This is a genomic window from Umezawaea tangerina, assembly GCF_003002815.1.
Classification (GTDB): Bacteria; Actinomycetota; Actinomycetes; order Mycobacteriales; family Pseudonocardiaceae; genus Umezawaea; species Umezawaea tangerina.
Window position 1 is genome coordinate 216581 of sequence record NZ_PVTF01000014.1, and the last position, 25203, is coordinate 241783.

Below are 25203 nucleotides of genomic sequence, written 5' to 3' on the forward strand. Positions count from 1 at the left end.
CACCGGATTGAGCCCGGCGCGGACCGAACGGCCCACGTCCACAGGAGGGAACGCTCCCGTGCAACAGCCTCAGGGTCCCACAAACAGCAGCGCCCCCGCGAACGCGAGCGGACGGCACCGCATGGACGACCCCGCCAAGCTCGACGTCCTGTGCCTCGGCATCAAGCCGGAGAACGGGCACACCCGCCACGACGGCAGCCAGCGCGGACAGCAGGTGGCCTCGTGACCACCGTGCTCCCGCAGTCCACAAAGTCCGATGTGGACGAACTCCGCGCCCAGGTCGAGCACCTGACCGCCGGACTCGCCGCCGTCATCGATGAACTGGTCAGCCGCCACAAGACCGCCCGCTGGAACTACGCGTTCTACGACCCCACGGACGAGGAGTTGGCGGCCATCGACGCCGACGTCCGCGCCTACTGGAACCGCGTTGCCAACGCCGCCACCACGCAGACAGGAGGCGTTGCGTGAGCACCGCCATGCAGGACAACAACACCGACCTCACCGCATCCGGCGACCACAGCGAGGTCGCCACGGGGGCGGCTCTCGCGGCCGACCTGAACGCCGTGCTGCTGAAGCTCGCTGTGAACCACTTCCGCGCCAAGCAGGCGACCAAGGCCGAGACCGCGTCCAAGGCAGCGGTCGCGAAGGTGTTGGGCCGGGGGGCGACCCAGATGGCGGGGAACCCACTGCGGCCCGACCAGGAGATCGCCCAGGTCACCGTCTCCAAGGCGACCTACACCGCCACGGTGGTCGACCAGGCCGCAGTCGAGGAGTGGGTTCGGGAGAACTACGCGGACAAGGTCGAGAAGCGGACCAAGATCCTCGGCAACGACGAGGACGTGCTCAACATCCTGAAGACCTTCGCGCCCTACCTCATCGAGGAGGAGGAGGTCGTCCCCGAGCACGTGTTCCGCGAGTTGGAGCTGAGGTCCGGCCACGCCCGCACGGCGGCAGGTTTCGGCGGGGAGGTCGGCGAGGACGCGCCTCCCGGTATCGAGGTGTTCGTGAGCACCCCGAAGATCAGCGTCACCTTCCGGAACGCCTCACTGATCGACGACCTGCTGATCGCGGGCGTCATCGACGCGGACGGCAACGTCATCGCCAAGGTCGACGGCGGTGAGGAATGACGACGCTGAAGACCAGACGCCCCAACAGAACCAGCACCTGGCCACGCATCCTCCTGTCCGGCGAAGCGGGCACCGACGCCGCGTGGATGGCCGCCAAGCTGACCGCCGACCCGCGACTGGTCGCGAGTTACTGGCTGGAGATCGGTGCCGACGTGAACGCCGACGTCTACGCGGCGGTCCCCGGCGCCGACTTCGACATCATCGTCCACGACGGCACTTGGCTCGACCTCTACGAGCAGCTCAGCGCAGCGTGGGACGAAGCCCACGCCGCCGCCGAGGCCGGACTGCCGAGCGCGCTCGTCGTCACGACGATGAGCGCCGAGTGGTCGATGCTCTCCGACACCGCCGACCGTCGCGCGCGCCGCCGCGAAGGCGTGAACCTCACCAACCGCGGCCTCGACCCGGACGCCGCCTACTCCTCCGAAGTCCCTGTCGACATCGACCCCGACCTGTGGATGCTCTTCGGCCGCCGCCACCGCCAGCTCATGGGCAAGATCCTGACCTGGCCCGGCCCCGTGGTGCTCACCGCCCGCGAGCAACTGAAGGACCACGGCCGGTGGGTACTCCACGCGAAGGACCAGCTCGAGTTCGACTGCACCGCCTGGGTGCGGCTGACCCGTGACGACCACCCCGAAATCCTGTCGTTCACCGCTGCCAACTACCACAGGCTGACGAAGCAGGAGCGCGCAGCGCTGCGACCCGAGTTCACGCTGGAACGCCTGATCTGGGAGTGGGCAGGCTGTAACGCCAAGACCCGCGCTCCCGAGGTACGCACCTTCGACGCCGACCAGGTCATGCCCGGCGAGCGGCCTCCGGTACGCCTCGTCCACGCCGCCGAGCGCCCGCGGCCCCGGCCGGTGCCGAGTCCGCCAGCCGATCCGGAGAAGGCGGGCGACCCACTGCCGTCCGAGGCAGAGCGCGTCCTGCACTTCACCGACGCCTGGCGAACGATCTCGGACCGGAAGCTGGTGCCGGGCCTGACGCAACGCATGTTGACCGACGTCGGGGACGCACTCGACCGGGACGTGCTCGGCTTCCTGTCCGACCAGGACAAGGAAGCGCTGGGCATCACCACCCGTGACCCGTACTCCCTGCGCACCTTGGCGAACACCGCTGCGCTGCACGTCACAACGACTGGGACTGCGATCTGCCCGCACGCCGAAGTCGGTGCGGCGTGAGCAGCGCGCTGGCAATACCGGGCGACGGGCGGAAGGTCACCGCGTGCTGCAGCGGCCACCACGAGGCCTCGGACTGCCTGTGCTGCGCGGAGTGCACGACCAACGTCGAGGTCGGCCGGATGAACCCGGCTGACCGTGCGACCGAGGCGACCGACGACCGTGAGCGCGCCGCCCAGCGGCGCCTCACGGCGCGGCGCGCCGAGCAGCTGGTCACTGCGGCCGCAATCGATGACTGCCTCCGGTCGCTCGCGGAAGCCACGGCCAACGTCGTCCACCAGGCGAACGCCGTGCACGTGCAGGTCCCCGACCACGCTCCGACCACCAACCGGTGGTTCGCGTCGGGGGTGCTGGTGTGAGGGGCTACTACGGGGTGGCCGTCTACCACCCGCGCACCGAGGACAACGTCGGCACGCTGTGGCGCTCGGCGGCAACCTTCGAGGCCGCGTTCCTGGCCACGGTCGGCAGGCGCTACCAGCCGCAGGCCTCCGACACGTGCAAGGCCCCGCTCAGCGTGCCGCTGCACCACTACGCGGACCTGGAGGACCTGCTCGCGCACCTGCCGACGGGGTGCCCGTTGGTCGGTGTCGAGTTGGACGAGCGAGCCGTCCCCTTGCCCGAGTTCGCCCACCCGCTGCGCGCGCTCTACCTGCTCGGCGCGGAGGACCACGGTCTCCCGCCCGCCGTGCTGCAGCGCTGCCATCACCTGGTGCAGGTGCCCACCCCTCAGGCGTGGTCGCTGAACGTGGCGGTCGCGGGCTCGCTGGTGATGAGCGACCGGTACGCCGACCGGCAACGGGGAGCGGCGACATGACCCGAACCGACGGAAGGCGCTGGGGCAAGGCCGGTGAACGCCTCAGCGAACGCGAAGTACGGCAGCGCGTCGGCCGAATCGTGCGGCGGCGTGAGATCGACGTCGAGACTCGACGAGTCGACGACGAGCGGGCCCGCGAGAAGTGGGCGATGGGACTCGTCATCCCGGCGCACATCACCATCGCCCTAGATGCGCTCGGCCTGCACGGGTCCGAGGTCGACGCGGCGTGCGGTGTCCGCGAGCCAGCAGTGGACGACTGGGAAGCAGGCCGCCTCTATCCCACCTGGGAGCAGATCCTGGCGTTGGCCGCGCTCACGGCGAAGAGGCCGATGTACTTCATGGCCCCGGTGCACCCCGTCACCTCGGCCTACGAGACCTCGCTCAGGTTCCACCGCAAGCACGGAGAGCTCATCCCGCTTCCTGTGCACCGGTTCACCACCGGCGCGATGCAGGCCGCCCGGCGGATCGGGGTGACGTCGTGAACGTGACCCTGGCCCGCAAGTTGGTGCGGGAGCGCAGCGCGGGCTTGTGCGAGGTGAAAAGCCCGTGGTGCGAAGGCCGCGCCACCAACTGGTCGCATCGCCTCGCCCAAGGGCAAGGCGGCCTGTGGGCGCCAAGCAACGGGCTCGACGTGTGCGGCATGGGCAACGCGACCGGCTGCCACGGCTACCTGCACCAGCACCCGACCAGGGCGGAGGCCGAGGGCTGGCTGGTCCCGCCCGGCCAGACGGACCCGATCGACGTGCCGACCCGCATCCACACCATCACCCTCGGGCACGCCCTCGTCTTCCTCGACGACGACGGCTGCCTCTCCACAGTGCGAGGTGCAGCGTGAGCACATTCGACGCGAGCGCCCCCACCAAGGGGCGGTACGCGGCACTCCTGCTGCCGCACGTCACGAACATCGTGGCTGCGGTACACGACGACGGCCCGGAAGCGCTCCTTGAGGCGCTCCGCGGAGCGTTCGAACTCGACCACCGACCGGACGACGTGGACCCCGCAGTCGCGGTCATCACGATCCTCGCCGCGATGGTCGACCCGAACGCGACCTGCGAGCAGACCCTCGGATGGGTACGGAACCTGGCGCCCGTGCGCATGGCGCCGAACGCGCGGGAGAGCGAGCGGCCGACGACACGCGCCGCGCGGAAGGCAGCGGCCGAGGTCGACGAGGCGACGGTGCAGCGGGTCATGGACGGCCACCGCGGGGACCTGAGGCTGCGCCGGGTCGACGCGCAGGAAGCCATCCGCCGGCTGCGAGCGAAGGGCACATCGGTATCCGAGGTCGTCCGCATGGTCGGCGTCACCGAGCGCACGGTGAACCGCCACGGGAGGCGCGGTGACCCCAGCCAAGCGGCCTGAACGAGCGCGTTTTCCCACACCCCAACGCATGGAAGGAGGCGAGTGAGTGGCGCCGGAGCCGGAAGAGGTCGAGTTGATCCCCGAAGGGCGGTTCAACTGGGAACGCGTCGTGAGGCGGATCGAGATGCCGAAGGCGCTCAAGCTCGTCGCGCTGCTCCTGGCCACGACAGCGGACGCGGACGGCTCCCGCGTCAAGCCGGGGTACCCGCTCCTCGGCGCGTGGACCGGCGACACCGAACGGAACGTAGGGCGCCTGGTGAAGAAGCTCCGTGACCTCGGGCTGCTGAACCAGGTATCCCGCGGCGGTGGTCGGGGTGGCGAAGGGAAGACCGCCGTCTACCAGCTCACCCTGCCGTCGGATCTGCTCGACCGGGTGACGCTGCTCGACCCCGACGGTCGTGTCGTGTCACGCGGGAAGCAGACGGAGCTTCCTGTTTCACCGGACACCCAGGTGTCCGGTGAAACAGGAAGCCCCTTGGAGGGCAACAACTCCGTTTCAGGAGACATCCAGATGTCCGGTCAATCCCCTGTGGATAACCCGAATGACACGACATCTGACGTCGTTACGGATCGATTGACAGGACATTTCGAGTCGATTGACCGGACACCTGGATGTCCGACTACCAAGGACCAACCACCTAAGAGACCAACACCTGATCTTGACCCAGCGCAACCACAGCACGCGCGACGCGCACCAAGGGCCAAGACGATTTCCCCCTCGACCGTGAAGTGCAGGCCGCACGGCTTGGCCGGCGGTGCCTACGAGGACGGCACGCCGCGCTGCGCGCTGTGCCGCCGCGACGCCCTAGGGGTCGCGTCATGAACGAGCGCTTAGCGACCGTCCACTACCTGCACCCGAGGAGGTGCGCGCCCATGCCCGACCGCTACGGCAACCCCGATGACCTGGACCAGCACGCGTGCAACGACGGCTGGATCGGAAGCCGGGACGTCGACAACCCCGAGCCCTGCCTGGTCTGCAAGCCCCACCTCGACCCGGAGGTACGGCGCGCCGAACTCCAGCGGCAGATCCGCGGGCCCGAGGAGACACCGTTCGACTGGTCCGGACGCCGCCCGCAGCAGAGCAGCGGATGACACCCCGACGGATCTGCCGGGTGTGCGGCGGCCGCCGGATCCCGGTGGAGGGACTCGACCGGCACCCGAACTGCTACCCGGACGACGCCGAACTGTGGCCGCTCTCCGAGCGGCTCGCCTACCTGGCCGAACGGTCCACGCGAGATCCCGGCCAAACCACCACCGAAACACCGTCCACAAACGCTGTGGGCGCGACGAGAGGCAAAACCCGATGACCGATACGGCACCACCGGAGATCAACAAGCAGAGCCCCGGACAGCCGGTCGACCTTGAGTCTGAGGTCGCCGTGCTACGCGCCGAAATCGCCGCGCTACGAGCTGGCGAAGACGACACGCCCGTTCCCGACGACGCGGTCGCCACCCTTGAGCAGCAGCTCTACTACGTGAACCGCATGACCGGGGACGAGCGACGGCAGTGGATGCGCCACATGCTCGAGCTGCAGACCATCGCGTTCACCTGCACCGGTCAGTGGCGCTCGATGGGACACGCTCAGCAGCTCGCCAACCTGGAGGGCGAGAAGTCCCGCCTGCAGGACCACGTGCGGGAGTTGGCGGGCCGCCCCACGCAGTGGGCGTACGAGGCCGCGTGCGAAGCGCTGGAGAAGCGCCGTGTCGCCCTCGTGGCGGCGCTCAAGCTGCCAGCCGAGACGGCCTTCTGCGACGCCGTCGACTTCGCCGCGGCCCTGAGCGGCGGCGCGTCGTGACCTCCACCCCGACCCCGCAGCAGGTCCTCGCAACGCCGATGGGCGACAACGACTCCGGCGCCAGCAGCGTCGGCGGCTACCTGGTCGCGGTCCTGGACGTGATGTGGGACTGCCGGGAGAACTTCAACCCCTTCGGCAACAGCGGCTGGGAGCACGACCTGTACGCCGCCCTGGTCAAGGCCGGTCACATCCAGGGCATGGTCGACAGCGAGGGCTACGTCGAGACCTCCGACCGCGAAGCAGGCAGCGAACTCATCGCAGCCGCGATCGCGTCGCTGACCGAGACCAGCCCCGCAGGCGACGACAGCTCCTCCGGCACGGAAGCCGCCGAGCTGCGCGCACAGCTGGCCGCGATCCGGACCGGTGCCGACGCCACCCCGCGTGAGGCTGGCAGCGAGTACACGCCCGGCCAGCTGTGGCACCGGCTCCTGACCTCTTCGCCCGGCGATCGGGCAACCCAGCTCAACGTCATCCGGACGTGGATGCGCGAGTCCGCCGCCTGCTTCCAAGGCGACCACGTCGGCCTGATCCAGGAGCTGATCAAGAATCTGCGCGCCGTCTCGGCCCCATTCCCGGTCGGCACGCGAGTGCGGATCGGCAAACACCTCGGCACCGTCCACCCCTCCCAGCAGCGGGTCACCGTGCTGATCGACGGCGCCGAGATCGCCGAGGTCCCTGTCGAACTCGTGCACCTCGCCACAGAACCAGAGCCAGCCAACCAGCAGACGGCGTCCGCGCCGGGAACGGAAGGTGCTTGATGGGTGCCGGAAACGAGTGGGCGAACGACGACGACAGCACGCCGGCGCCATGGTGGTCGTGCTCGGTGGTCCTCGGCGCGCTGATCGCGGCGGCCGCGGTGCTGGCTGGCAGCTTCGGCCGCTACAACCGGCGGGGAGGTCCTCGTGGCTGACACCACCATCTCCTGGACGGACAAGACCTGGAACCCCGTCACCGGATGCGACCGCGTCTCGGCCGGGTGCGACAACTGCTACGCGCTGGGCTTGGCCAAGCGGCTCAAGGGGATGGAACTCCAACGGATCGCTGCCGGGAAGCTGGACCCGGCCAAGGCGAAGTACCAGACCGACGGCGATCCGCGCACCTCCGGGCCGGGCTTTGGCGTCGCGATGCACGAGGCCGCGCTGACCACGCCGCTCGGCTGGCGGCACCCGCAGAAGGTCTTCGTCAACTCGATGAGCGACCTGTTCCACACCAAGATCGAAGACACGTTCATCGCCAAGGTATTCGCGACGATGCTGGCCACCCCGCGGCACACCTACCAGGTGTTGACCAAGAGACCCCCTCGGATGCGAGCCTTACTCCGGCAGGAGTGGTTCTGGCTGGCCGTGGTGGAGGAGGCGCGCCAACTCGTCGGACCCCTGATGGCGTTCGAGGAACTCGGAACGGACGGGCCCGGCTCCGGCTGGTTCCTGTCCAACGTCTGGCTGGGGACGTCTGCAGAGGACCAGCGCTCGGCAGACATCCGCGTGCCCGCCCTACTCGGCACCCCGGCCGCCGTCCGGTACCTCTCCTGCGAGCCGCTGATCGGACCGATCGACCTGGCCGGGCCGGTCGTGAACGGGCACCGGCCCAAGCTGACCTACTGGCTGACCGGCCGGCCGAGCTGGGGGCCGGCCGAACAGGAGCCGTCCGGAGTAGAGCTTCGCCCGCTGACCCTCGGCCCGCGGATCGACTGGGTGATCGCTGGCGGCGAGTCCGGCCCCGGCGCCCGGCCCATGCACCCCGCCTGGGCGCGGTCGCTGCGTGACCAGTGCGCCGACGCGGACGTCGCCTTCCACTTCAAGCAGTGGGGGGAATGGGCTCCGACAGAAGTCGCCGCCACCGAGCGCAGCGCGGCCAATGCGCTCTACATCGAGCGCGACGGAGCGACCAGGCCCGCAGCACGAGGCGCCCGCAGCGACGCCGTCACCGTGCAACGCACCGGAACCAAGACCACCGGCCGACGACTCGACGGCCGGGTACACGACGCGTTTCCCTCCGAGGTGACCCGATGACGCGCGCCACGCCCATCACCGGCCCGTCCCGCGTGGCCATCGCCGAGCTCATCGGCCGCCTCGCAGCTGCAGGCCTCGACGACCCCACGATCGCTGCCCGCCTCGGGATCAAACCCCGTCAGGTCGCGGGCATTCGCAAGGACTTCGGCATCGAGCCGGGGCACCGTCCGTGACGACGGAACCACTGGTCGAGGACCGCGGGGGCGACCTCATCGAGGCCGCCTCCGCAATCCTCAACGCCGACCGCACCCATCGCTACGTCCTGACCCGTTGGTGGGCCGACGGGCCGACGTGGATGTTCATCATGCTCAACCCATCCACGGCTGACGCGTTCGCCGTCGACCCCACTTTGACCAGATGTCTTCGCTTCGCGCGCCGCGGCGGCGCGGGCACGCTGGTGGTGTGCAACCTGTTCGGTCTGCGCTCCACTGACCCCAGCGTGCTGGAGCACCACCCTGACCCGATCGGCGCGAGCAACGACCAGCTGCTCGTCGAACAGGCGGTGGCGGCCGACATCGTCGTGGCCGGATGGGGTGCGCACGGGCGCCTACACGACCGCGACCGGACCATCGTCGAACTGCTTGACGGGCACGTCCGGTGGCGGTGCCTCGCGAGCAACAACGACGGCTCCCCGCGGCACCCGCTCTACATCCGGGCCGACGCGCCCCTGTCCTACTTCAACCCCCAGACGAGGTGGTCATGACGAATCCACGCGGTACCAGCAACGCCCTGCCCGTCCCCCAGCACCTCGCGCACCGGCCGACACAGGGCGGCCTCGTCGTGCCGTGGGTGTCCGTCGAGCTGGCCAACGGCACCTTCGACCTGGGCAACATGAACAACACCCGTGCGAACCAGTGCTTCGTGCGGCGACGCTGTCAGGTCTGTGGGCAGAGGATCGGCGCCCGCGCAGTGTTCCTGCTGTCCGAGTCCGCCCTGGAGAGCATGTCGGCGGGCGAGCCGCCGCTGCACCCGGAGTGCGCCGCGTACTCGAAGGCGGCGTGCCCGATGGTCGCCGGGCGGGTGGACCACTACCGCCGGTCCCCAACCCGGACGGAAGGCCACGCTGGCGAGGAATGCGCTACGCCGGGGTGCGACTGCGCAGGCTGGATCCCGACGCCGGGCGGCGGCGACAACACGGGGCGGCCCGCCGAGCCGTGGCACCTGGTCTGGTGCGCCGGCTACGACATCACCGTGCCGGACAAGCGCACCGGCCAGCTGGTGAACCGCGGCCTGGTGCCGATCGGCGTGCGGCTGCGCGCACGGATCTCCGCCCCGCTGAAGATCCGGCCGATAGCAGGATGACGGGCGGTGGTGAGCAGGACGACGGTGCGGTTCAGGCGTTCGTGACCCGAACCGGCAGCCTGCCGTCGTCCTCGGCCGCCTTGCGGATGCGGCGGACCAGCTCGCGGTCCTGGCCGCACCTCCGGGCGATATCCATCGTCTTCTCGCCGCGGCGATACGCGGCCACGACCTCGTCTTTCAGCTCTGCGTGGAGCCTGTCCGCCCTGGTCTTGGCGCTGCGGTACGCACGCCCGATGCGTGCGAGGGTGTCATCATCCATTGCCGGATGGTCCCACGATGGTGTCGGCCTATCAAGTTTGCCTACCCTGTTGACATGCCTACTGGGTAGGCCTACCGTAGCGGCATCACCCACCGAGGAGGCCGAATGACCATCGCCCTGGAGGACAACGCGGGGGACGTCGCGGCCTTCGCCATGCCCATCGTGTCCAGTGTCCAGCACGTTACAGCTGTAACACAGGACGGGCGACCGGTTGTCGTCGACAACGCCTCGTACGCCTGGCGCAACAACGAGACCAACCCCCTCCGGCAGCTCCACGACGACCTGGTCCAGGACTACCGCGATGACCTCGACGACGCGGCCATCCAGCTGATCAGGCCGCTGCTCGCCGAGGTGTGGGCCGAGCGCGGCTACCAGGTCCGGTGGGGCACCGAGGACGAGGTGGACCACCTCCCCGACCAGCCCGACACCACCACCTACAGGTCCGTCTGGGACGAGGCCGCGAGCCGCGTCGACGTCGACCAGGTGGTCGAGGACGCAGAACTCGTCGCGGTCATGCGCGCCGCGTACAGCGACTGATCCTCCAGAGAGGACACCATGCTCAACACCGCCACCGACCACCGGAACCCGCTGGTCACCGCCATCACTGACCGCCTCGACGAGCTGGCCGAGAACGCTGGCACCGACTACGCCGAGCAGATCGTCGAGGGCCACCGTGCAGACCTCGACTCCGGCCAAGGCCTGGTGCGGCTCGCGCTCGAACTCGACCTGGACCCCAGCCTGCCGTGCTACATCGCCCGCGCCGACGGCTGCCGGCCCGCCGGACCGTTCGACTCGCTGACCGAGGCCAACGACTGGACCGCCTCCGACGACTGCTGGGACGTCGAGCAGATCACTGTCGAGGACGCGGCACGCCTGTTCCCGGCCTGCCGTCCGGTGGCGCAGGCCACGCCAACGGCGCTTACCGCACCGGTGAGGATCCCGCCGACCGTCCGCGAACGGATCCTTGGCCGCGTCCGCCCCAAGCAGTCCACGGCCGCGCTGGAGTCGCAGGACGGTGCATCGTGATCGCCCGCGGAAAGGTGTACGTGGACCTGGCGAACCGGTCCGCCACGATCGTCGACACGAACGGACGCTGGCGAGGCACCTGGTCGGGAGTCAGCCGAACCACCGCCGGCGACCGCATCGCCACCGACGGCTGGAAGTTCACCGACAACAGCTGGCGGATGACGACCGACGGCGGCACCCGCAAGGTATCCCGCTGGCGCGTTCCCGCCCGCGTACGCAGCTGTGCCGCCACCGGCGGCGCGATCCTGGCCCTCATCGCCGGGGTGGCCCTAGGCCTCGTCGAGCGGCCCGTGCCCCGCGCCATCACCTGCGCCGTGCTCGGAATCTCCAGCGCCGCAGCCGTCGTCTGGATGTGGCCGAGGTGAACCCCGACCCCGTCGGTCCCTGGGGCGTCATCGCCGCCGTCATCCTCGTGGTGCTCGGCGTCAGCGTCGCCGCATGCGCCGCCGTCGTCGTCATCGGCCGTGCCCTCCGCCGCTATCGCTTCCGCCTCGGGCTCTCCCGCGACGGCATTGACCACGTGCACGACAACGCCGGCCGCCTGTGGGCCGAAGGCCCCGACGGGCTCTTCGACCTCGTCGGCTCCGCCGACCCGGCCGAACAGGGCTGGACCTACAGCCAACTCGACCGCGTCCACGGCCGGCTTACCCGCGCCACCCCACCCGAGTCCACAACGGACACCCGATGAAGGTCCGACACCTCGCAGCCGCCCTCCTCGTCGCGCTGGTCGCTTGCACAGCCTGCGAGGACGAGGTCCCCAGCGACACCGAGACCGTGCCGGGCGCGGCTCCCGCGCCCTCAGCCGCCGTCATCAACCCCGTCGCCCGAACCCACGCCACCACGGAGGACACCCACTTGAGCGCCACGACCACCGCCGCCGCCGAGCAGTCGACGTTGGCACAGCAGCAGGCCGCAGGACTCCGCGCCCTGGCTGACATGATCGAGGCCAACCCCGACCTCGCAGACCTCGCGTGCTACCTCAGGTCCGCGGATGTCTTCTACGCCTGGTCGAAGGACGACGTTGCCAAGATCGTCCGGGCAGGCCTGGCCCACGGCTTCGGGATCGCGAAGAACCACTTCGGCGCGACCCTGAAGGTGACCCTCGAGTACGGGCCCCTCAACTTCACGATCCTCGGCGACCGCGAAGCCGTCTGCGAGAAGGTCGTCACCACGGAGACGGTAACCCGCACCGTGCCCGACCCGGCAGTGCTCGCCACCGTCCCGCTGGTCGAGGTCACCGAGACCGTTGAGAACGTCGAGTGGGTGTGCAAGCCGCTGCTCGCGGGCACCGCCGAGACGACGGCGTGATCGGCTTCCTTCGCTCCACGGTGGTGGTCCTCTTCGGGGCCATCACCGTGGGTGGGCCCGTCGGCCTCGCCCTCGCCACGGAGACCTCGCCCGTTCCGATACCTGCGACGCACGTCCTAGCCCACGCCCGCACCACCTGCCACGTGGACCGCTTCGACGAGCTGGAGCAGACCACCGCTGCCCGATGGTCGGACCTGACCGACAGCGCCCTCAGGTGCGTCCTCGCCGCGGTCGACGCCCCCGCCGACCTGGCTGGCGAGATGGTCGACCGATCGCCCGGGTACGGCACCAAGCCATGGGACACCAAGACCGGCCGGTGGACCGCGGCATGGAAATGGGGCCCGGCCGGACTCGTCGTCACCATCCGCCTCATGCCCACCACCCCCTCCTGATCTGCCGCCCAGGGAGCATCTCCATGCGCACCATCACAAACCACACCCCCGGACCCATCGAGCTGATCCTCAACATTGGCGCTGGCACGGTTGAGGTCCACGTCGAGAACCGCGACCACGCCGAGCTAATCCTCACCCCGGTCACCGCCGACGACACCACCGCAACCGACCTGATCAACCGCGCCAGCACCACCCCCCGACCTGGGGCGCTCCAGGTCGCCGTCCCCCGGCCTCCGGCCACCAGCTTCGGGAACCGCAACTCCCACGTGAGCGTCAGGGACAGCGGCGTCGTGATGGTGTCCGGCGGCAGCGTGAACATGGTCAACGGGCGAATCGTCAGCGGACACGGGGCCGTGATCTTCAGCAGCGACACGGACGGCGCGATCCGAACCACGGTCCGGCTACCCCTCGGCTCCAAGTTGACCCTCGACACCGACAACGCGGACCTCATCACCCACGGCCACCTGAGCAAGCTCCACGCCAACGTCGAATGCGGCGACGTCGAGACGATCGGCCTGGTCGACAAGCTGTACGTGGTGACCGTGACTGGCGACGTCACCGTCGCCCAGGCTGGGCTCGCCGCAGTGGACTGCCTGTCCGGCGGCATCCGCATCGACCGTCTCGACGGGACCGCTCACCTCCGCACCATGTCCGGTGACATCCGGGTTGAGGCCCAAGACGGCACCAAGATCCGCGCGGAGAGCATCTCCGGTGACATCACCGTGCACGCCATCGGCGGCGGGACGGTCGATACCGACGCCCGCACGATCTCGGGCCGTGTCCGCACCACCGGCGGTGCCCGATGACGACGCCTCAGCGCGCCACCGCCGCGGCCAACCCACACATCATCAACCCCGGTGACCGGTTGTCCATCGCGTTCACCGGCACCTACCGCAGTAGCCACCCCATCGACCAGCGCGCCATCCTGGTCTCCGCCGACACCGAAGCCGCACACCGCGAGTACGTCGTGCCGGTGTCCGCGCTACGTAGCGCTGGCGCCATTGACGTGTCTGAGGACGCGTACACCGCCGCCATCGCGGCTGGCCGCGATGCTCATGACAATAGCCACCAGCCAGGCCACTTCGACTGCTGCCACTCGTACTCCGAGATGTTCGAGACGATCCGTGCCGGAGTGAGCGCGGCCGCCCCCGTCCTGACCGTCGAACAAGACGTCGAGATCGCGCAGCTGCGAGCCCGTGAGGCCGCGTGGCAGGAGTACGCCCGCACGCTGGCCGACCGGCTCAGCGACATCTGGGCCCTCGTCGAGGGGCCCGCCAGCAAGGGCAACGCGTTGGAACACCGCGACGCGGTCGCGATCACGGAAATGACCTACCACCCGGAGAAGCCCGAACTGCTGCGCGAGCCCGCGGCGACCGATGAGGGGCAGCCGACGGAGGCGCCCAGTGACTGACACCTCCACCTTCACCGACGCGCTGACGTTCTCCGAGCGGGAGACCGCCGAGCTTGCAGCCGCGGGGCTCACCAACGCACAGATCGCGAGGCGTCGGTTCACCACCACTAGCACCGTCGAGCAGCACCTCACCAAGGTCTATCGGAAGCTCGGAATCGCAAGCCGCCGCGAGCTCATGGAGATGCGCCGTGGCTGACTGCACCCGACCTGGCTGCGACAAACCCGTCCACGCGCACGGTGCCTGCCGCACCTGCTACAGCAGGGAACGCCGCCAGGGCATGCACCGCCTGCGCGACGGATACCTCGCCCGTACACGCCTCATGGCGCTCCGACGAGCGGGCTGGACGACGCAGCAGATCTCCAACGCCACCGGGATCGAGAGGGCCAACGTCCAGAAGATCCAGTCCGGCCGCACTAGGTTCGTCCAGCAGGAGACCGAGCGCCTCGTGCTGGCGGTCGACATCGCACCACCACCCGGCCCAACACGACACGGGATCGACCCCACCGGATCCCGACGCCGCGTCCAAGCGCTCGCGTGGATGGGCTGGCCCGCAGCGGAAGTCGCTGCCCGCGCTGGCACCACCAAGGGCACCCTGCAGTCCGAACTCGCGCGGAAGCGCAGGATCTCCGTCTCCCTGGCCTGGCGAGTCGCGGCGGTCTACGACGACCTCTGGGACAAGCCCGGTCCCTCAGCTGCCGCAAGTGCTGCCGCGCGAGCAGGCGGGTTCGCACCGCCCGCCGCATGGGACGACGACACCATCGATAACCCCGCCGCCCGCCCGCGCGGGCTGGTTTCGGTGGCAGGCGGTGGGGAATCGTGATCCGCTTCTACCTCGGCACCCACCAACCGCACTGGTTGGAGACCGCGGGCGTCCCGCTGTTCGTGTCACACCGTCGTCTCGCGAAGCGCCGCAGCCTGCCGCGTGCGGCAGCCCCGTGGGCGCTGGACTCCGGCGGCTTCAGCGAGCTGTCGCTGTACGGGGAGTGGCGCACCACCCCGGCCGAGTACGTCGCCGCGGTGCGCCGCTACGACGAGGAGATCGGCTGGCTCGAGTGGGCCGCGCCGCAGGACTCGATGTGCGAGGACGCTGTGCTCGCCAAGACCGGGCTCACCGAGCTGGAGCACCAGCGCCGCACGGTGATCAACTTCCAACGGCTGCAGGACCTCTGGTACGCGGCCACCAGCGACGAGTCACCGTTCATGCCCGTCCTGCAGGCCAAGGACCGCGACGGCTACCTGCGGTGCGCCGACCTCTACGCCGCGGCGGGGATCGACCTGTGCGACTACGAGCTGGTCGGCGTCGGCTCGGTGTGCCGCCGCCAGGCAACCGGCGAGATCCACGACATCGTCACCGCGCTCCGCTCCGTCGTCGACCCCGAGCTGCCGCTGCACGGCTTCGGGGTGAAGACCCGCGGCCTCCGCTTGTACGGCGACCAGCTGACGACCGCGGACTCCCTCGCCTGGTCCTACGACGCCCGGCGCGGCCAGCGCATGGACGGCTGCACCAGCCACACCAACTGCGCGAACTGCCTGCGCTACGCCCTCGCCTGGCGGCAACGCGTGCTCGAACTCCCCGCCACCCACTACGAGCCCTTCGGAGCCCTCGCATGCTGACCGCCCCGCCGGTCCCGTACTTCGGCGGGAAAGGCCGACTCGCCGCCGACATCGCCGCGCTGTTCCCCGCCCACGTCCACTACGTCGAGCCCTACTGCGGGGCTCTGTCGGTCCTGCTGGCCAAGACGCCCAGCGCGATGGAGACCGTGAACGACCTCGACGGCGACCTGATGACGTTCTGGCGGGTGCTGCGCGACCGCCCGCGGGAGCTGGCCCGGCTGTGCGCGCTGACCCCGCACTCCCGCGCCGAGCACGAGCAGGCGTTCGACCGGCCCGCCGAGCTCGGCGACCTCGAACGTGCACGCCGCGTCTGGTCCTACCTCGTGCAGGGCCGCGCCGGGCTGCTCCGGAACACCGGCTGGCGGCACTTCGTCGACCCCGGCGGCTCGTCAACGGGGATGCCGGGCTACCTCCGCGGCTACGTCGACCGCCTGGCGCCCGCCGCCGAGCGGCTGCAGCGGGTGTCGTTGGAGTGCCGCCCGGCGCTGGAGCTGATCGAGCGCTACGGCCGCTCGCCCGAGGTGCTGCTCTACGTCGACCCGCCCTACCTCGGCAGCGCCCGGACGTGGGGCGCGAACTACCGGCACGAGCTGCGCACCGACATCGGCCACCGCGAGCTCGCGGCCGCGCTCAACGCCTGCAGAGCGTCGGTCGTGCTGTCCGGTTACCCCTCGCCGCTCTACGACGAGCTGTACGACGGCTGGCACCGCACCACCTTCAACGCCACCACCGGCCAAGGCGGCACCAGCGCAGAGCGCACGGAAGTCGTGTGGTCCAACCGGCTTCCGCAACCGACGTTGTTCTCCGAGCCCGACCAACTGGAGGCCCGCGCATGAGCCGAACCGCCACGCACCGCCCGGCCACGCGACGCCGCCGGTTCCGCCACGACGACCTGGTCGCGGTCGACTTGTTCTCGGGCTTCGGCGGGCTCACCCGCGGCATCGAGAGGGCCGGGTTCACCACGATCATGGCGGCCAACCACAACGCCTACAAGGTCGAGGTCCACGAGGCCAACCACCCCGACGCCGAGCACTGGATCGCCGACCTCGTCGACCCGGCCTCGTCGGACTACCACTCCGCCCGCGACCTCCCGGCCGCCGACCTGCTCACCGCCGGGGTGTCCTGCGTGAACCATTCGCAGGCCAACACCACCAAGGCCTACGCGCAGGGCCTGTCGCTGTTCGACTTGGACGACCCGGAGTTCGAGGCGCGGGTCACCCGCAGCGAGCGCGACCGGGCCACCGCCAACTGCGTCTTGCACTACGCCGCCCAGCACCACCCGCGGCTGATCCTCGTCGAGTGCACCACCGAGCTGGCCTCGTGGGGCCCGGCCATCCAGGGGCGCACAAAGATCGGCGACGGCTCGACGTACCGCTGGTGGCTCAAGGAGTTCGAGAAGCTCAACTACCGCTACCGCGTGCTGTACCTGAACTCGATGTTCTTCGGCGTGCCGCAGTCGCGGGACCGGCTGTACGTAGCCTTCTGGGACCGCGCCCTGCCGACCCCGGACCTGGACCACCGTCCTGAGTCGTGGTGCCAGCCCTGCGGGGAGGTCGTGCCCGCGGTGTGGTCGTGGAAGACCGGCGTCCCGCCGACCGGGTCGGTGCGGTACGGCAAGCAGTACAACTACCGCTGCCCGCGCTGCCGCCACGAAGTGTTCCCGCCGGCCAGCCCATCGCTGGACGCGCTCGACCTGACCTACCTCGGCACCCGGATCGGCGACCGCACCCGCCCGCTGGCGCCCGCGACGATGGCCCGCGCCGAGCGCTGCCGGCAGAGGTTCCCGGAGTTCCCGGCCATCCTGCTGCCCGCCAAGGCCACGCGCGGCAGCGAGCGGCACCCGTGGCAGCCGATGTCCACCCAGACCAGCCAGCAGGAGACCGCGCTCCTGTCCACCGGCGCGATCATGACCGCCGCCGGCCACACCTTCGAGCGCCCCGGATCGGACTGCAGGTCCCGCGACCTGGGCCAGCCGATGTGGGCGCAGCCCGCGACCAACACCACCGGGCTGATCACCCCGCCCGTCGCGGTCACCGGCCAGGTGCTCGCCGCGCACCGGCACAACGGCGACGGCCAGCACATCAGCAGGCCGATGGACACCGTCACCAGCACGCACGAGAAGGCCGTCCTGCTCGCCGCGGTGAACAACTACCAGGGCGCCCCGCGCGGCACGGACGAACCGCTGCCCACCCAGGGCGGGTCCGAGACCCTGAGCGTGCTGACCGCGCGGGTTATGCCCAACCGCACCAACGCCACCAGCCGCAGCGTGGGTGAGCCGATGGAGACCCTCGTCGGCGGCGCCGGGCCGGGTGGCCTGGGCCTGCTCGCCGCGGCCGGGACCATCAAGAACAACGGGCCCATCGACCAGGCCAGCTACCGGGCCCACCCCGTCAGTGACCCGCTCGGCACCCTCGTCGCGTCCTCCGCCAACCAGGCCCTGCTGTTCTCCGGCTGGTACAAGCAGAACGGCACCGGCGCGGAAGCGACCGCGGCCCACCCGGTCTCCGACGCGTTCGGCACGCTCACCGCCCGCGACACCACCGGACTCCTGACCGCCCAGTGGCGCGCGGCGCTCGCGGATCTGTCCCTGGAGGACTGCCACTTCCGCATGCTCGGCGCCCACGAGGTCGGCAGGGGGTGCGGGTTCGACGTCGACTTCCCCGATCACACCGGGGACTTCGTGGTGTGGGGCTCAGCCAGAGACCAGGTGGACGGGTTCGGCAACGCCGTCAGCCCGCAGGTCGGGGAGTGGATCGGGGCCCAGCTGCGCGCCATTCTCCACACCGCCGAAGGCGCCGCATGAACCCGAATCACCACGATCTTCAAGGCCAGCAAGGAAACCGAGGTGCAAGCAGCATGGATAAGCCCGCGCCCGCCCCGCCTGCAGATGAGCTGCGCGCCAAGCTGATCCGCGAGTTCGATGACCACCCGTCGGAATGGGTCTTCCCCAACGAGTTCGGTGGATACGACGTCGACAACGCAGCCGCAGCCGACCTCGCACTGGAGGTGTTGGGGCCAGAACTGGAAGAGGGCCGGTTCGCGATCGCCCACATCGAGCAGTGGCAGCGGGTGGTCGAGGCGAACAAGACCGAGATCGCCCGGTTGACCGGTCTGCTGCGCGGCATGGCCCGAAAGGTGGTCGCGTCACGGGCTGAACTACACCAAGCGGTGGAGGACTGGGCGCGCAACGACGCGAGCGTGCTCGCCGACTCCCAGCAGGTCGCCACCAGGAACGAGTACCTGCAGAGGCTGCTCGTCTGGGAGCGCAAGTGCTGGGGCATCGAACGCCAAGGCTGGCGTGAACTCCACGAGCGCACCGTCGCGGAAGCGTCGATCAGCTCCATCCCCGATGACGCACTCGCGCAGCTGGTGCACATGCTCGCCAACCGAGCCCGCACCTTGCCGGGGCTGGAGTACGACGAGCACCAGCATGCCGCGGCTGCGCTACTCGACCGCTTCCGATCGTGGCAGACGACGAATACCACCACCTCTGGAGCCCACCTGCAAGGGTCCTCCAACTGGCTCCAACGCTTGGAGCAAGCGCCCGTCGAGCCCGGTTCCCTACAACCACTTCGGCACGTCGTCAGCTACAAGCGCCACGAGGCCGGGTGGTGCGCGGTCTGCTCCGGGTGCCTCACCCACGAACACGGCCCCGAGCAGCAAGTGCGTGACTGGGGTGGCCAGCACGAAGCCGACGCACTCCGACCCGCCTCCGACACAACGAGGCCGCCGTCTGCCTCGCCCTCAACCCGACAGGAGGGATGAAGTGGCCGAGATCCTGCACACCGGCGAGCAAGCCCAGTACCCGTGGCCCGACGGGATGTACGTCCAGGGCGGCAAGCGCGGCCTGGCGTTCAAGCAGGGCTGCGGCGCCTACACCACGGCGTTCGTCGAAGCCTTCCCACCCGGCACGTTCCTCCGCGGCGAGGGCGCTACCGTCGCCGAAGCTGAGACCGCGTGTTGGGAGAAATACCAGCGCATCCTCGTCTGCTCTGGCGGTGGCGAGCACGGCCCGTACGAGCCCCGCTCCTACACCAACGGCGCCGGTTTCTGTACGAAGTGTGGGTCGTGGTTCAGCGGCGTTTGCGAGCCCTCCCGCGACCACCGCATCGGTGAGTCCGCCTGTGCACAGATCGTTGCGCTGTACGGACAAGACATCGTGCTCACCTCCAAATGGGCTGGCCTCGTGGCCGACGAGAAGGCCCGCATCACCGCGAACTTGGACGGCCTGCCCGAGCCACCCGCGACCACCGAACCGCCGACAGACGAGGAACTGCGACAGGCTGCCGCGCCGCTGGACTTCAGCGTCCTAGGTGAAGTACTCGCGGCGCTTGCAGGCAAGCATCTGGCCGCTCCTCCTCCCGCAGGTGAAGCCGGTGAAGAGCAGGAGGGGACCCGGTGAAACCGCACGCCTGCGACACATGCGGAAGCCAACCCTGCCGAGGCGGCTGCCACGGATATACCGATGCGATCGGGCGGCCCCGCCACGGGTGCACGGACATCCGAGCCTGCTCGAGGGTGTTCGACAACCCCGTTTCAGGGAGGCGCCGTCGTGCCTGAACTGTTTGCTATCCCGCCTGCAGGTGGGGAGGTCATCCACATCCACAAGCCCGGCTACGAGCCGAGCAGGAAACGCCGCCGCTCAGTGCGAGAACACTCCGCGCTCTGCGGCGTGCTGGTCCGGCCCACCGCGATCCCTGTTGCGGACGCGATCAGCTGGACCAGTCGTCGCCCCACCGAACTCGACCGGCGCGGCATCTGGCGGTGGTGCCGGGTGTGCCTCGGCCACGCAGCCGAGATCACTGGCCTCATCGACCTGCTGGTCCAGCAGATCGCCGCTCACCCGGCCGCCCAGAAGGACACGACTTGCTGACCCCGTGGGAGGCACGGTGAACACGACCGCACGCGACGTCATCGAGATGCTGCGCCGCCACTACCTGCCGGAAGGCAGGCCGCCCGGCGGGATCTTCGCGCCCGAGATCGGAGCGCCCGGCAACAGCGGCCGCCGCGCTGACCTCATCTGGCAGGGCTGCACCGCAGCCGGTGGCCACGAGCTCATCGGGCACGAGGTCAAGGTCACCCGCCAAGACCTGCTCGCCGAGCTGGCCGACCCGGCGAAGTCCGACCCGTGGCAGAAGTACTGCCACCGCTGGTACCTCGTCGTCCCTGACGCGCACCTGCTCGACGGGCTGGAGCTGCCGCACACCTGGGGGGTGCTCACGCCGCCATCCGGACGACGCACCCGCACCATGACCGTCCACATCCCGGCGCCAGCGTTGAAGCCTGACGAGCAGGCACCCGCGCTGAAGACCCTCGCGACCTGGCTGCACTGGAAGCGCGACTCGGAGCAACGGAACCATCGCCTCATCCAGGACGAGGCCCGACGGCTGCGGGAAGTCAACGAACGCCTGCAACGCGAGTCCACCTACAAGGCCAGACCGCGCCGCAAGGACGAAGAGATCATCGCCCGCATCATCGCCGAGCTCGGCGGAACCGTGGACGGCGACCAGATCGGTTCGTGGACGACCACCGTCCACATCGACGACGTCGTCGCAGCGCTCCGCGACCTCGCCGAGGCGAAGAACCGACGCGCCCAGGCCGAGAACTCCCACCGCATGTGCCTCGACCGGTTGCGCGGGCTGGGAAAGACCGTCGAGCACGCACTCCTGCTCGCGGAGAGGAAGACCCCGTGACGCACCCCACCGAAGGACGCACACGATGAACCCACGAGCCGTGCTCGTCATCGTCATCGGTGCCATAGCCCTCGCGGCACTGGTGATCTGGTGGCTCTCCCGCTCGGCCGGAGTCCGCCGCCGCGACTTCCGCCGCCTCGAACGCGAGCGAAACCTGCTCGCCACAGCCGTCCAGCAGATCGAGATCAAGGCCGACACCTACCGCGACCTCGACTCGGTTCTCGCATCGGACGTTCGCACCATCCTCCGCAAGCTCAACACCGACCGAATGGATCTCACCCGATGAAGTTCCGCCGCACATCCGCCGCCGTGCTCGCCGCGGCCATGACCCTCGCCGGCTGCTCGATCGCCAACACCACCGCGAGCGAGGTCGCCCTCCAATACGGCGCCGGGCCACTGGACTCCCGCACGTTCGTCCAGTGCGTCCCGACCGGCAAGCGCGAGGTCAACGACGTCAACGACGACCACTACTACTACCCGGCCGGGCAGCGCGACTTCACCTTCTCTGCGGACCAGGGCGCCGATTCCGCGCCGCTCACGTCGACGACGTCGGACTCCCAGGAGATCACCGTCAGCGGCACGGTGAAGTTCACCCTGAACACCTCGTGCGAGAAGTTCACCGACCCCAGCGGCAAGGAGTGGCCGGGCGGGCGGCTCCAGATGTTCCACGAGCTGATCGCATCCAAAGTGGACGCCGCACCCACCGACGGCGGTGAGCAGATGAAGGAGGGTTGGAAGACCCTCCTGCGCAACTACGTCGGCGCCGCACTGGACCGGGCCACCGACAACGAGGCCCTGAAGTACGGGTGGCAGCAGCTGTACACCGACACGACCTCGAAGGCCAAGTGGGAGAAGGACGTGCTCGACCAGCTCCCCGCCATCCTGAAGACCCTCACCCAGGGCGTCGACCTGATCACCATCAACAGCGTGCTGCTGCAGAAGCCCGGCATCCAGCCGAGCCTCGTGTCCGGCCTGACCGACAAGCAGGCCGCGGCACTCCGCAACGAGGCGGCCGAGGTCGACAAGCAGGCCGCGGTCAACTTCCCCGGCGGCCTCGCGGGCTACCAGGCGTACCAGCAGCAGCAGGCCATCAACCAGGCCATCAAGGACGGCAAGGTCCAGGTGATCCCGATCCCGCAGGGCTCGCCGGTCATCGTCGGCGCCAAGTAGGCCCTCCCCAGCCCCGGCCCGGTCGCGCCGACGCGCGACCGGGCCGGCTTCCACTCCAGCAGCAAGGAGAAGCAACGTGCGCAAGATCCCGACCCTGTTCCGCCGTGACCCCGACGACCTGCGACACGTGACCCGTGAGGTTCACCCGGACTGCCAGTGGGTGATGGCTGGCGAAGGCATCCCCACCCGGAAGTACGACGGGACGTGTGTCGGCTACTTCCCCGCCGTGCGCGGCGAGATCCGAGTACACGGCGGCGTCGGATCCGGAGAGGTCAACGAACCCAGCGACCTCACCGGTGTGTGGCTCGCCCGTCGAGAAGTGAAGCCTGGCAGAGCCTTCCCGCCGGGCTACGTTGCTGAGCAGGCCGACCCTGTGACCGGTAAGAACGTGGGCTGGGAGCCGATGGCCCAGTCCTCGTTCGCGAAGTTCCACGCCGAGGCGGCCGACAAGATCATGGACAACGGCGAGACGTGGGGCGTGCCCGTGCTCGGCGCGACATACGAACTCGTCGGGCCGAAGATCAACGGCAACCCGTACGGCCTGAACGAGCATGTCTTGGTGCGCCACGGCTACCAGGCTGCCGTCGACTACAACGCGATGCAGACGATCGCGCTCGACTTCGACTCCCTACGCGAGTGGCTGCTGGGCCACCCAGCTTGGGAGGGCGTCGTCTGGCACCACCCGGACGGGCGGATGGCGAAGTTGAAGCGCCGGGATGTGCTCGCCGCTGGTGCCGCGGTTGCTCCGCAGAGTTAGGCCGACCGGCCCTCTTGTGTAGATACACGGTTAAGGTTACCGTGTATCTACACGGTAACTACGACGGAGGCCACATGGCGACCCCCAGCAGCGACGGCGGACAGACCTTCCTCGACACCGAACAGGAGGCGATCGACTACCTCGCGGAGCGCTTCCCCAGCGAGCCCCCCGCCCGGATCGCCCACTTCGTCGACCTGGCCCGCGCCGACATGGCTGAGCAGGAGGAGAACCCCGACCTCTGGTGGGACGGCATCGACCGCGACGAGCTCGTGGGGTACGTCTTCGGCCTCATCTAGCGCACCGGGCTGGCGGCCCCGCCTGGACAGCACGCCGCCAGCCCGGTGTTCCCACACCCCGCCCACACAAGAACGGAGCATCACCATCATGGACTGGCGACACAGAGCCATCTGCCGCGACGAGGACCCCGAGCTGTTCTTCCCGGTCGGCAAGTCCGGCCCGGCGCTCCTACAGGCCGCCGAGGCCAAGACCGTCTGCCGCCGCTGCCCGGTCGTGTCCGACTGCCTCACCTGGGCGCTCGAGTCCGGGCAGGACGACGGCGTCTGGGGCGCGATGACCGAGGACGAGCGCCGCGCCCTCAAGCGGCGCAACGCCCGCACGCGAGCCAGGAGCAACGCCTGATGCCCGACAAGAGCACCCGCGGCCTCGCCTTACTCGGCGCCCTCGCGGCCACCTTCGACCTCGTCCACGGCGCGATGGACCAGTGGTTCCAGCCCGGCTGGGCGGCGGTGCACAAGCGGCGCCGCGGGCGCGGGCTGGTGTCCCTGCGCACCGGCCAGCCCATCGGCTCGGCAACGGCGGTCGACGGCGACCTGGTCGTCACCGAGGACACCCTCGGCCGCGCCGGGGCGACCCTGCACGTGGCCACCTACACCGCTGGCCAGCTGGCCGCCACGGTCGCGGTGACCCGAGCGCTCGGCGTGCGCCTCCCGGCCCGCGCGCTGCTCACCGGCGCGGCCGTGAACGCCGTGACGCACTGGGTGCTCGACCGCGGGCACCCGGTCGTCACGGCCGCGGGGTGGCTCGGCAAGACGGAGTACGTCACCGGGTGCACGGTCGTCCGCCGGGCCGGAACCGAGCCGGACGCCTGGGGGCCGGGCACCGCGGGGTTCGAGCTGGACCAGACCGCCCACAAGCTGATCGGCTGGGCGGCGGCCGCGATCACCACCGTGATCGCGGTCCGCCGAGAAACGGCCGACCGTGGCTCCACGACGTGACTGCCGTGTCCCCGCACCCGCGGGGGAGGTCCCCTCACCGGCCCACGACCACCCGGAGACGACGATGAGCCACCCCGACCTGCCCCCGCTGCACCTCGAAGCCCCCGAGGGGCACCGGTGGGTCCGCCCTGCCTCGCCGCCGTGCCCGCGCTGCGAGTGCTGCTCCGAGGACCTGTGCGAGCTGTCCAACCAGCGCGCGACGCTGTGCCGCAACGTCAGCGATACCGGGCCCGACGTCGACCCGCGAGTCGCGTCATGCCCGTGCACCGTCTACCAGCCCGACGAGGACACGAGGGTCCTGCTGCCACCGCAGCTCACCGAGTGCTTCAACACCGGGTGCGAGCGGCTGATGTCTCTCGGCACCCGGTACTGCTGCGCCCCGTGCCGCCTCGTCGACGAGGGCACCAGCGAGGCCTCCGGCCACAGCACGGCGTGCGACGCCCGGCGGGACGAGCGGCACGGCCACGCCGACGTGATCGGCATGACCTACGTGCTCGTGCGCCACACGCCCGGCTCGGCGGTGCTGGACGACCTCGTCCGCCAACTCCCTGCCGAACTCGACCGGTATGTCGACACCCGCCAGCACGACGACGGAACGGCCGTCCTCGCGGTCCGCCACAGCGTGCTGACGACCGAGCACCCCTCGGACGAGACCGTCACCGCCGCGGTGACCGCACACCCCGAGGTCGACCTGGTCGGCCTGATCACCGGCGCAGACCTCGACGCCCGGCAGCCGCGCCGGTGAGCGACGCT

The 25203-nt window shown here is 69.8% G+C and carries 42 protein-coding genes; 41 read left to right on the forward strand and 1 reads right to left on the reverse strand.

Translation table 11 applies throughout. The features are described from left to right. Positions 1–222 precede the first annotated feature (222 nt). The 17 genes from CLV43_RS37980 to CLV43_RS38045 all read left to right on the forward strand — a co-directional run bounded on the left by CLV43_RS37980 (position 223) and on the right by CLV43_RS38045 (position 9584). Positions 223–468, forward strand: coding sequence for a globin family protein (locus CLV43_RS37980; protein ID WP_106193771.1), 246 nt, complete (start codon positions 223–225; stop codon positions 466–468). Next, positions 465–1127, forward strand: a complete 663-nt coding sequence (locus tag CLV43_RS37985; protein ID WP_106193773.1) for a hypothetical protein — start codon at positions 465–467, stop codon at positions 1125–1127. The genes CLV43_RS37980 and CLV43_RS37985 overlap by 4 nt, the downstream gene beginning before the upstream one ends. Continuing rightward, positions 1124–2305, forward strand: a complete 1182-nt coding sequence (locus CLV43_RS37990) for a hypothetical protein (RefSeq protein ID WP_106193775.1) — start codon at positions 1124–1126, stop codon at positions 2303–2305. Before CLV43_RS37985 ends, CLV43_RS37990 begins: the two co-directional genes overlap by 4 nt. After that, a complete protein-coding gene (locus CLV43_RS37995; RefSeq protein WP_106193777.1) occupies positions 2302–2661 on the forward strand; it encodes a hypothetical protein in 360 nt (119 codons plus the stop codon). The genes CLV43_RS37990 and CLV43_RS37995 overlap by 4 nt, the downstream gene beginning before the upstream one ends. Continuing rightward, positions 2658–3116 (forward strand): RNA methyltransferase, encoded by a 459-nt coding sequence (locus tag CLV43_RS38000; RefSeq protein WP_106193779.1) that lies wholly within the window; start codon positions 2658–2660, stop codon positions 3114–3116. Before CLV43_RS37995 ends, CLV43_RS38000 begins: the two co-directional genes overlap by 4 nt. Continuing rightward, positions 3113–3598, forward strand: a complete 486-nt coding sequence (locus tag CLV43_RS38005) for a hypothetical protein (protein ID WP_146175066.1) — start codon at positions 3113–3115, stop codon at positions 3596–3598. The genes CLV43_RS38000 and CLV43_RS38005 overlap by 4 nt, the downstream gene beginning before the upstream one ends. After that, positions 3595–3951 (forward strand): HNH endonuclease, encoded by a 357-nt coding sequence (locus tag CLV43_RS47370; protein WP_146175067.1) that lies wholly within the window; start codon positions 3595–3597, stop codon positions 3949–3951. Before CLV43_RS38005 ends, CLV43_RS47370 begins: the two co-directional genes overlap by 4 nt. After that, positions 3948–4475, forward strand: a complete 528-nt coding sequence (locus tag CLV43_RS38015; protein ID WP_106193783.1) for a helix-turn-helix domain-containing protein — start codon at positions 3948–3950, stop codon at positions 4473–4475. The genes CLV43_RS47370 and CLV43_RS38015 overlap by 4 nt, the downstream gene beginning before the upstream one ends. A 46-nt stretch (positions 4476–4521) precedes the next feature. Beyond that, a complete protein-coding gene (locus CLV43_RS47375; protein WP_146175068.1) occupies positions 4522–5298 on the forward strand; it encodes a hypothetical protein in 777 nt (258 codons plus the stop codon). Further along, entirely contained in the window at positions 5295–5567 is a 273-nt protein-coding gene (locus CLV43_RS38020) for a hypothetical protein (RefSeq protein ID WP_146175069.1), read from the forward strand. The genes CLV43_RS47375 and CLV43_RS38020 overlap by 4 nt, the downstream gene beginning before the upstream one ends. Positions 5568–5778: 211 nt before the next feature. Further along, a complete protein-coding gene (locus tag CLV43_RS38025; RefSeq protein ID WP_106193786.1) occupies positions 5779–6270 on the forward strand; it encodes a hypothetical protein in 492 nt (163 codons plus the stop codon). Continuing rightward, complete coding sequence (locus tag CLV43_RS38030; protein ID WP_106193788.1) at positions 6267–7028, forward strand: hypothetical protein; 762 nt, start codon at positions 6267–6269, stop codon at positions 7026–7028. The genes CLV43_RS38025 and CLV43_RS38030 overlap by 4 nt, the downstream gene beginning before the upstream one ends. After that, positions 7028–7180, forward strand: a complete 153-nt coding sequence (locus tag CLV43_RS48155) for a hypothetical protein (protein WP_170156195.1) — start codon at positions 7028–7030, stop codon at positions 7178–7180. Before CLV43_RS38030 ends, CLV43_RS48155 begins: the two co-directional genes overlap by 1 nt. Next, on the forward strand, positions 7173–8282 hold the full coding sequence (locus tag CLV43_RS38035) for a DUF5131 family protein (RefSeq protein ID WP_106193790.1): 1110 nt from the start codon (positions 7173–7175) through the stop codon (positions 8280–8282). The genes CLV43_RS48155 and CLV43_RS38035 overlap by 8 nt, the downstream gene beginning before the upstream one ends. Then, on the forward strand, positions 8279–8455 hold the full coding sequence (locus tag CLV43_RS48160; protein ID WP_170156196.1) for a hypothetical protein: 177 nt from the start codon (positions 8279–8281) through the stop codon (positions 8453–8455). Before CLV43_RS38035 ends, CLV43_RS48160 begins: the two co-directional genes overlap by 4 nt. After that, complete coding sequence (locus CLV43_RS38040) at positions 8452–8985, forward strand: DUF1643 domain-containing protein (protein ID WP_211304751.1); 534 nt, start codon at positions 8452–8454, stop codon at positions 8983–8985. Before CLV43_RS48160 ends, CLV43_RS38040 begins: the two co-directional genes overlap by 4 nt. Then, positions 8982–9584 carry a hypothetical protein gene (locus CLV43_RS38045; protein WP_106193791.1) on the forward strand — a complete coding sequence of 201 codons (603 nt, stop codon included), beginning with the start codon at positions 8982–8984 and terminating at the stop codon, positions 9582–9584. The genes CLV43_RS38040 and CLV43_RS38045 overlap by 4 nt, the downstream gene beginning before the upstream one ends. A gap of 31 nt (positions 9585–9615) precedes the next feature. On the opposite strand, the gene CLV43_RS38050 is transcribed toward CLV43_RS38045, so the two are convergent. Further along, positions 9616–9843, reverse strand: a complete 228-nt coding sequence (locus CLV43_RS38050) for a hypothetical protein (RefSeq protein WP_106193793.1) — start codon at positions 9841–9843, stop codon at positions 9616–9618. Positions 9844–9948: 105 nt separating this feature from the next. On the opposite strand from CLV43_RS38050, the gene CLV43_RS38055 reads away from it, so the two are divergent. From CLV43_RS38055 to CLV43_RS38170, 24 genes are all read left to right on the forward strand, one after another. Continuing rightward, on the forward strand, positions 9949–10380 hold the full coding sequence (locus tag CLV43_RS38055) for a hypothetical protein (RefSeq protein ID WP_106193795.1): 432 nt from the start codon (positions 9949–9951) through the stop codon (positions 10378–10380). Between the two features lie 18 nt (positions 10381–10398). Then, positions 10399–10869 (forward strand): hypothetical protein, encoded by a 471-nt coding sequence (locus tag CLV43_RS38060; RefSeq protein WP_106193796.1) that lies wholly within the window; start codon positions 10399–10401, stop codon positions 10867–10869. Positions 10870–10889: 20 nt separating this feature from the next. After that, positions 10890–11234 carry a hypothetical protein gene (locus CLV43_RS48165; RefSeq protein WP_170156197.1) on the forward strand — a complete coding sequence of 115 codons (345 nt, stop codon included), beginning with the start codon at positions 10890–10892 and terminating at the stop codon, positions 11232–11234. After that, positions 11222–11557, forward strand: a complete 336-nt coding sequence (locus CLV43_RS48170; RefSeq protein ID WP_106193799.1) for a hypothetical protein — start codon at positions 11222–11224, stop codon at positions 11555–11557. Before CLV43_RS48165 ends, CLV43_RS48170 begins: the two co-directional genes overlap by 13 nt. After that, positions 11554–12177: a hypothetical protein gene (locus CLV43_RS38075; protein WP_106193801.1), complete on the forward strand. Its 624-nt coding sequence runs from the start codon at positions 11554–11556 to the stop codon at positions 12175–12177. Before CLV43_RS48170 ends, CLV43_RS38075 begins: the two co-directional genes overlap by 4 nt. 143 nt (positions 12178–12320) lie before the next feature. Then, positions 12321–12569, forward strand: coding sequence for a hypothetical protein (locus tag CLV43_RS48175; protein WP_170156198.1), 249 nt, complete (start codon positions 12321–12323; stop codon positions 12567–12569). Beyond that, a complete protein-coding gene (locus CLV43_RS38085) occupies positions 12494–13375 on the forward strand; it encodes a DUF4097 family beta strand repeat-containing protein (RefSeq protein ID WP_170156199.1) in 882 nt (293 codons plus the stop codon). Before CLV43_RS48175 ends, CLV43_RS38085 begins: the two co-directional genes overlap by 76 nt. Then, positions 13372–13980, forward strand: a complete 609-nt coding sequence (locus CLV43_RS38090) for a hypothetical protein (protein WP_106193805.1) — start codon at positions 13372–13374, stop codon at positions 13978–13980. The genes CLV43_RS38085 and CLV43_RS38090 overlap by 4 nt, the downstream gene beginning before the upstream one ends. After that, on the forward strand, positions 13973–14176 hold the full coding sequence (locus tag CLV43_RS38095; RefSeq protein WP_245887280.1) for a helix-turn-helix domain-containing protein: 204 nt from the start codon (positions 13973–13975) through the stop codon (positions 14174–14176). The genes CLV43_RS38090 and CLV43_RS38095 overlap by 8 nt, the downstream gene beginning before the upstream one ends. After that, positions 14169–14801 (forward strand): hypothetical protein, encoded by a 633-nt coding sequence (locus CLV43_RS38100; protein ID WP_146175072.1) that lies wholly within the window; start codon positions 14169–14171, stop codon positions 14799–14801. Before CLV43_RS38095 ends, CLV43_RS38100 begins: the two co-directional genes overlap by 8 nt. Beyond that, positions 14798–15595: a deazapurine DNA modification protein DpdA family protein gene (locus CLV43_RS38105; protein ID WP_106193810.1), complete on the forward strand. Its 798-nt coding sequence runs from the start codon at positions 14798–14800 to the stop codon at positions 15593–15595. The genes CLV43_RS38100 and CLV43_RS38105 overlap by 4 nt, the downstream gene beginning before the upstream one ends. After that, positions 15589–16431 carry a DNA adenine methylase gene (locus CLV43_RS38110; protein ID WP_106193811.1) on the forward strand — a complete coding sequence of 281 codons (843 nt, stop codon included), beginning with the start codon at positions 15589–15591 and terminating at the stop codon, positions 16429–16431. Before CLV43_RS38105 ends, CLV43_RS38110 begins: the two co-directional genes overlap by 7 nt. Further along, complete coding sequence (locus CLV43_RS38115) at positions 16428–18398, forward strand: DNA cytosine methyltransferase (protein ID WP_106193813.1); 1971 nt, start codon at positions 16428–16430, stop codon at positions 18396–18398. Before CLV43_RS38110 ends, CLV43_RS38115 begins: the two co-directional genes overlap by 4 nt. Before the next feature lie 53 nt (positions 18399–18451). Further along, positions 18452–19360 carry a hypothetical protein gene (locus CLV43_RS38120; protein ID WP_106193814.1) on the forward strand — a complete coding sequence of 303 codons (909 nt, stop codon included), beginning with the start codon at positions 18452–18454 and terminating at the stop codon, positions 19358–19360. A 1-nt stretch (position 19361) separates the two neighbouring features. Further along, a complete protein-coding gene (locus CLV43_RS38125; protein ID WP_106193816.1) occupies positions 19362–19997 on the forward strand; it encodes a hypothetical protein in 636 nt (211 codons plus the stop codon). A gap of 150 nt (positions 19998–20147) precedes the next feature. Further along, positions 20148–20468 (forward strand): hypothetical protein, encoded by a 321-nt coding sequence (locus CLV43_RS47385; protein ID WP_146175073.1) that lies wholly within the window; start codon positions 20148–20150, stop codon positions 20466–20468. A gap of 16 nt (positions 20469–20484) precedes the next feature. Beyond that, on the forward strand, positions 20485–21288 hold the full coding sequence (locus CLV43_RS38135; protein WP_146175074.1) for a hypothetical protein: 804 nt from the start codon (positions 20485–20487) through the stop codon (positions 21286–21288). 40 nt (positions 21289–21328) lie between these two features. Beyond that, positions 21329–21574, forward strand: a complete 246-nt coding sequence (locus CLV43_RS38140; RefSeq protein WP_106193822.1) for a hypothetical protein — start codon at positions 21329–21331, stop codon at positions 21572–21574. Next, positions 21571–22458, forward strand: coding sequence for an SPFH domain-containing protein (locus CLV43_RS38145; protein ID WP_106193824.1), 888 nt, complete (start codon positions 21571–21573; stop codon positions 22456–22458). Before CLV43_RS38140 ends, CLV43_RS38145 begins: the two co-directional genes overlap by 4 nt. 76 nt (positions 22459–22534) lie before the next feature. After that, the gene (locus CLV43_RS38150; RefSeq protein WP_106193826.1) at positions 22535–23215 is read left to right on the forward strand and encodes an RNA ligase 1 family protein; all 681 of its coding nucleotides are present in this window, start codon (positions 22535–22537) and stop codon (positions 23213–23215) included. A gap of 74 nt (positions 23216–23289) precedes the next feature. After that, positions 23290–23511, forward strand: coding sequence for a hypothetical protein (locus CLV43_RS38155; RefSeq protein ID WP_106193828.1), 222 nt, complete (start codon positions 23290–23292; stop codon positions 23509–23511). Positions 23512–23599: 88 nt separating this feature from the next. Beyond that, positions 23600–23854 carry a WhiB family transcriptional regulator gene (locus CLV43_RS38160; RefSeq protein WP_106193829.1) on the forward strand — a complete coding sequence of 85 codons (255 nt, stop codon included), beginning with the start codon at positions 23600–23602 and terminating at the stop codon, positions 23852–23854. Further along, positions 23854–24450: a hypothetical protein gene (locus CLV43_RS38165; RefSeq protein WP_106193831.1), complete on the forward strand. Its 597-nt coding sequence runs from the start codon at positions 23854–23856 to the stop codon at positions 24448–24450. Before CLV43_RS38160 ends, CLV43_RS38165 begins: the two co-directional genes overlap by 1 nt. A 64-nt stretch (positions 24451–24514) precedes the next feature. Continuing rightward, the gene (locus CLV43_RS38170; RefSeq protein WP_106193833.1) at positions 24515–25195 is read left to right on the forward strand and encodes a hypothetical protein; all 681 of its coding nucleotides are present in this window, start codon (positions 24515–24517) and stop codon (positions 25193–25195) included. The last annotated feature ends 8 nt before the right edge of the window (positions 25196–25203 follow it).

What these genes read in the sequence shown, in the direction of transcription:
- CLV43_RS38165 (WP_106193831.1), top strand. Translation starts at nt 23,854, where the DNA reads ATGCCCGACAAGAGCACCCGCGGCCTCGCCTTACTCGGCGCCCTCGCG.
- CLV43_RS38170 (WP_106193833.1), top strand. Translation starts at nt 24,515, where the DNA reads ATGAGCCACCCCGACCTGCCCCCGCTGCACCTCGAAGCCCCCGAGGGG.
- CLV43_RS38045 (WP_106193791.1), top strand. Translation starts at nt 8,982, where the DNA reads ATGACGAATCCACGCGGTACCAGCAACGCCCTGCCCGTCCCCCAGCAC.
- CLV43_RS38110 (WP_106193811.1), top strand. Translation starts at nt 15,589, where the DNA reads ATGCTGACCGCCCCGCCGGTCCCGTACTTCGGCGGGAAAGGCCGACTC.
- CLV43_RS48160 (WP_170156196.1), top strand. Translation starts at nt 8,279, where the DNA reads ATGACGCGCGCCACGCCCATCACCGGCCCGTCCCGCGTGGCCATCGCC.
- CLV43_RS38155 (WP_106193828.1), top strand. Translation starts at nt 23,290, where the DNA reads ATGGCGACCCCCAGCAGCGACGGCGGACAGACCTTCCTCGACACCGAA.
- CLV43_RS38005 (WP_146175066.1), top strand. Translation starts at nt 3,113, where the DNA reads ATGACCCGAACCGACGGAAGGCGCTGGGGCAAGGCCGGTGAACGCCTC.
- CLV43_RS38025 (WP_106193786.1), top strand. Translation starts at nt 5,779, where the DNA reads ATGACCGATACGGCACCACCGGAGATCAACAAGCAGAGCCCCGGACAG.
- CLV43_RS38050 (WP_106193793.1), bottom strand. Translation starts at nt 9,843, where the DNA reads ATGGATGATGACACCCTCGCACGCATCGGGCGTGCGTACCGCAGCGCC.
- CLV43_RS38090 (WP_106193805.1), top strand. Translation starts at nt 13,372, where the DNA reads ATGACGACGCCTCAGCGCGCCACCGCCGCGGCCAACCCACACATCATC.
- CLV43_RS38075 (WP_106193801.1), top strand. Translation starts at nt 11,554, where the DNA reads ATGAAGGTCCGACACCTCGCAGCCGCCCTCCTCGTCGCGCTGGTCGCT.
- CLV43_RS38145 (WP_106193824.1), top strand. Translation starts at nt 21,571, where the DNA reads ATGAAGTTCCGCCGCACATCCGCCGCCGTGCTCGCCGCGGCCATGACC.
- CLV43_RS38115 (WP_106193813.1), top strand. Translation starts at nt 16,428, where the DNA reads ATGAGCCGAACCGCCACGCACCGCCCGGCCACGCGACGCCGCCGGTTC.
- CLV43_RS38020 (WP_146175069.1), top strand. Translation starts at nt 5,295, where the DNA reads ATGAACGAGCGCTTAGCGACCGTCCACTACCTGCACCCGAGGAGGTGC.
- CLV43_RS38060 (WP_106193796.1), top strand. Translation starts at nt 10,399, where the DNA reads ATGCTCAACACCGCCACCGACCACCGGAACCCGCTGGTCACCGCCATC.
- CLV43_RS48155 (WP_170156195.1), top strand. Translation starts at nt 7,028, where the DNA reads ATGGGTGCCGGAAACGAGTGGGCGAACGACGACGACAGCACGCCGGCG.
- CLV43_RS38120 (WP_106193814.1), top strand. Translation starts at nt 18,452, where the DNA reads ATGGATAAGCCCGCGCCCGCCCCGCCTGCAGATGAGCTGCGCGCCAAG.
- CLV43_RS38160 (WP_106193829.1), top strand. Translation starts at nt 23,600, where the DNA reads ATGGACTGGCGACACAGAGCCATCTGCCGCGACGAGGACCCCGAGCTG.
- CLV43_RS38055 (WP_106193795.1), top strand. Translation starts at nt 9,949, where the DNA reads ATGACCATCGCCCTGGAGGACAACGCGGGGGACGTCGCGGCCTTCGCC.
- CLV43_RS37990 (WP_106193775.1), top strand. Translation starts at nt 1,124, where the DNA reads ATGACGACGCTGAAGACCAGACGCCCCAACAGAACCAGCACCTGGCCA.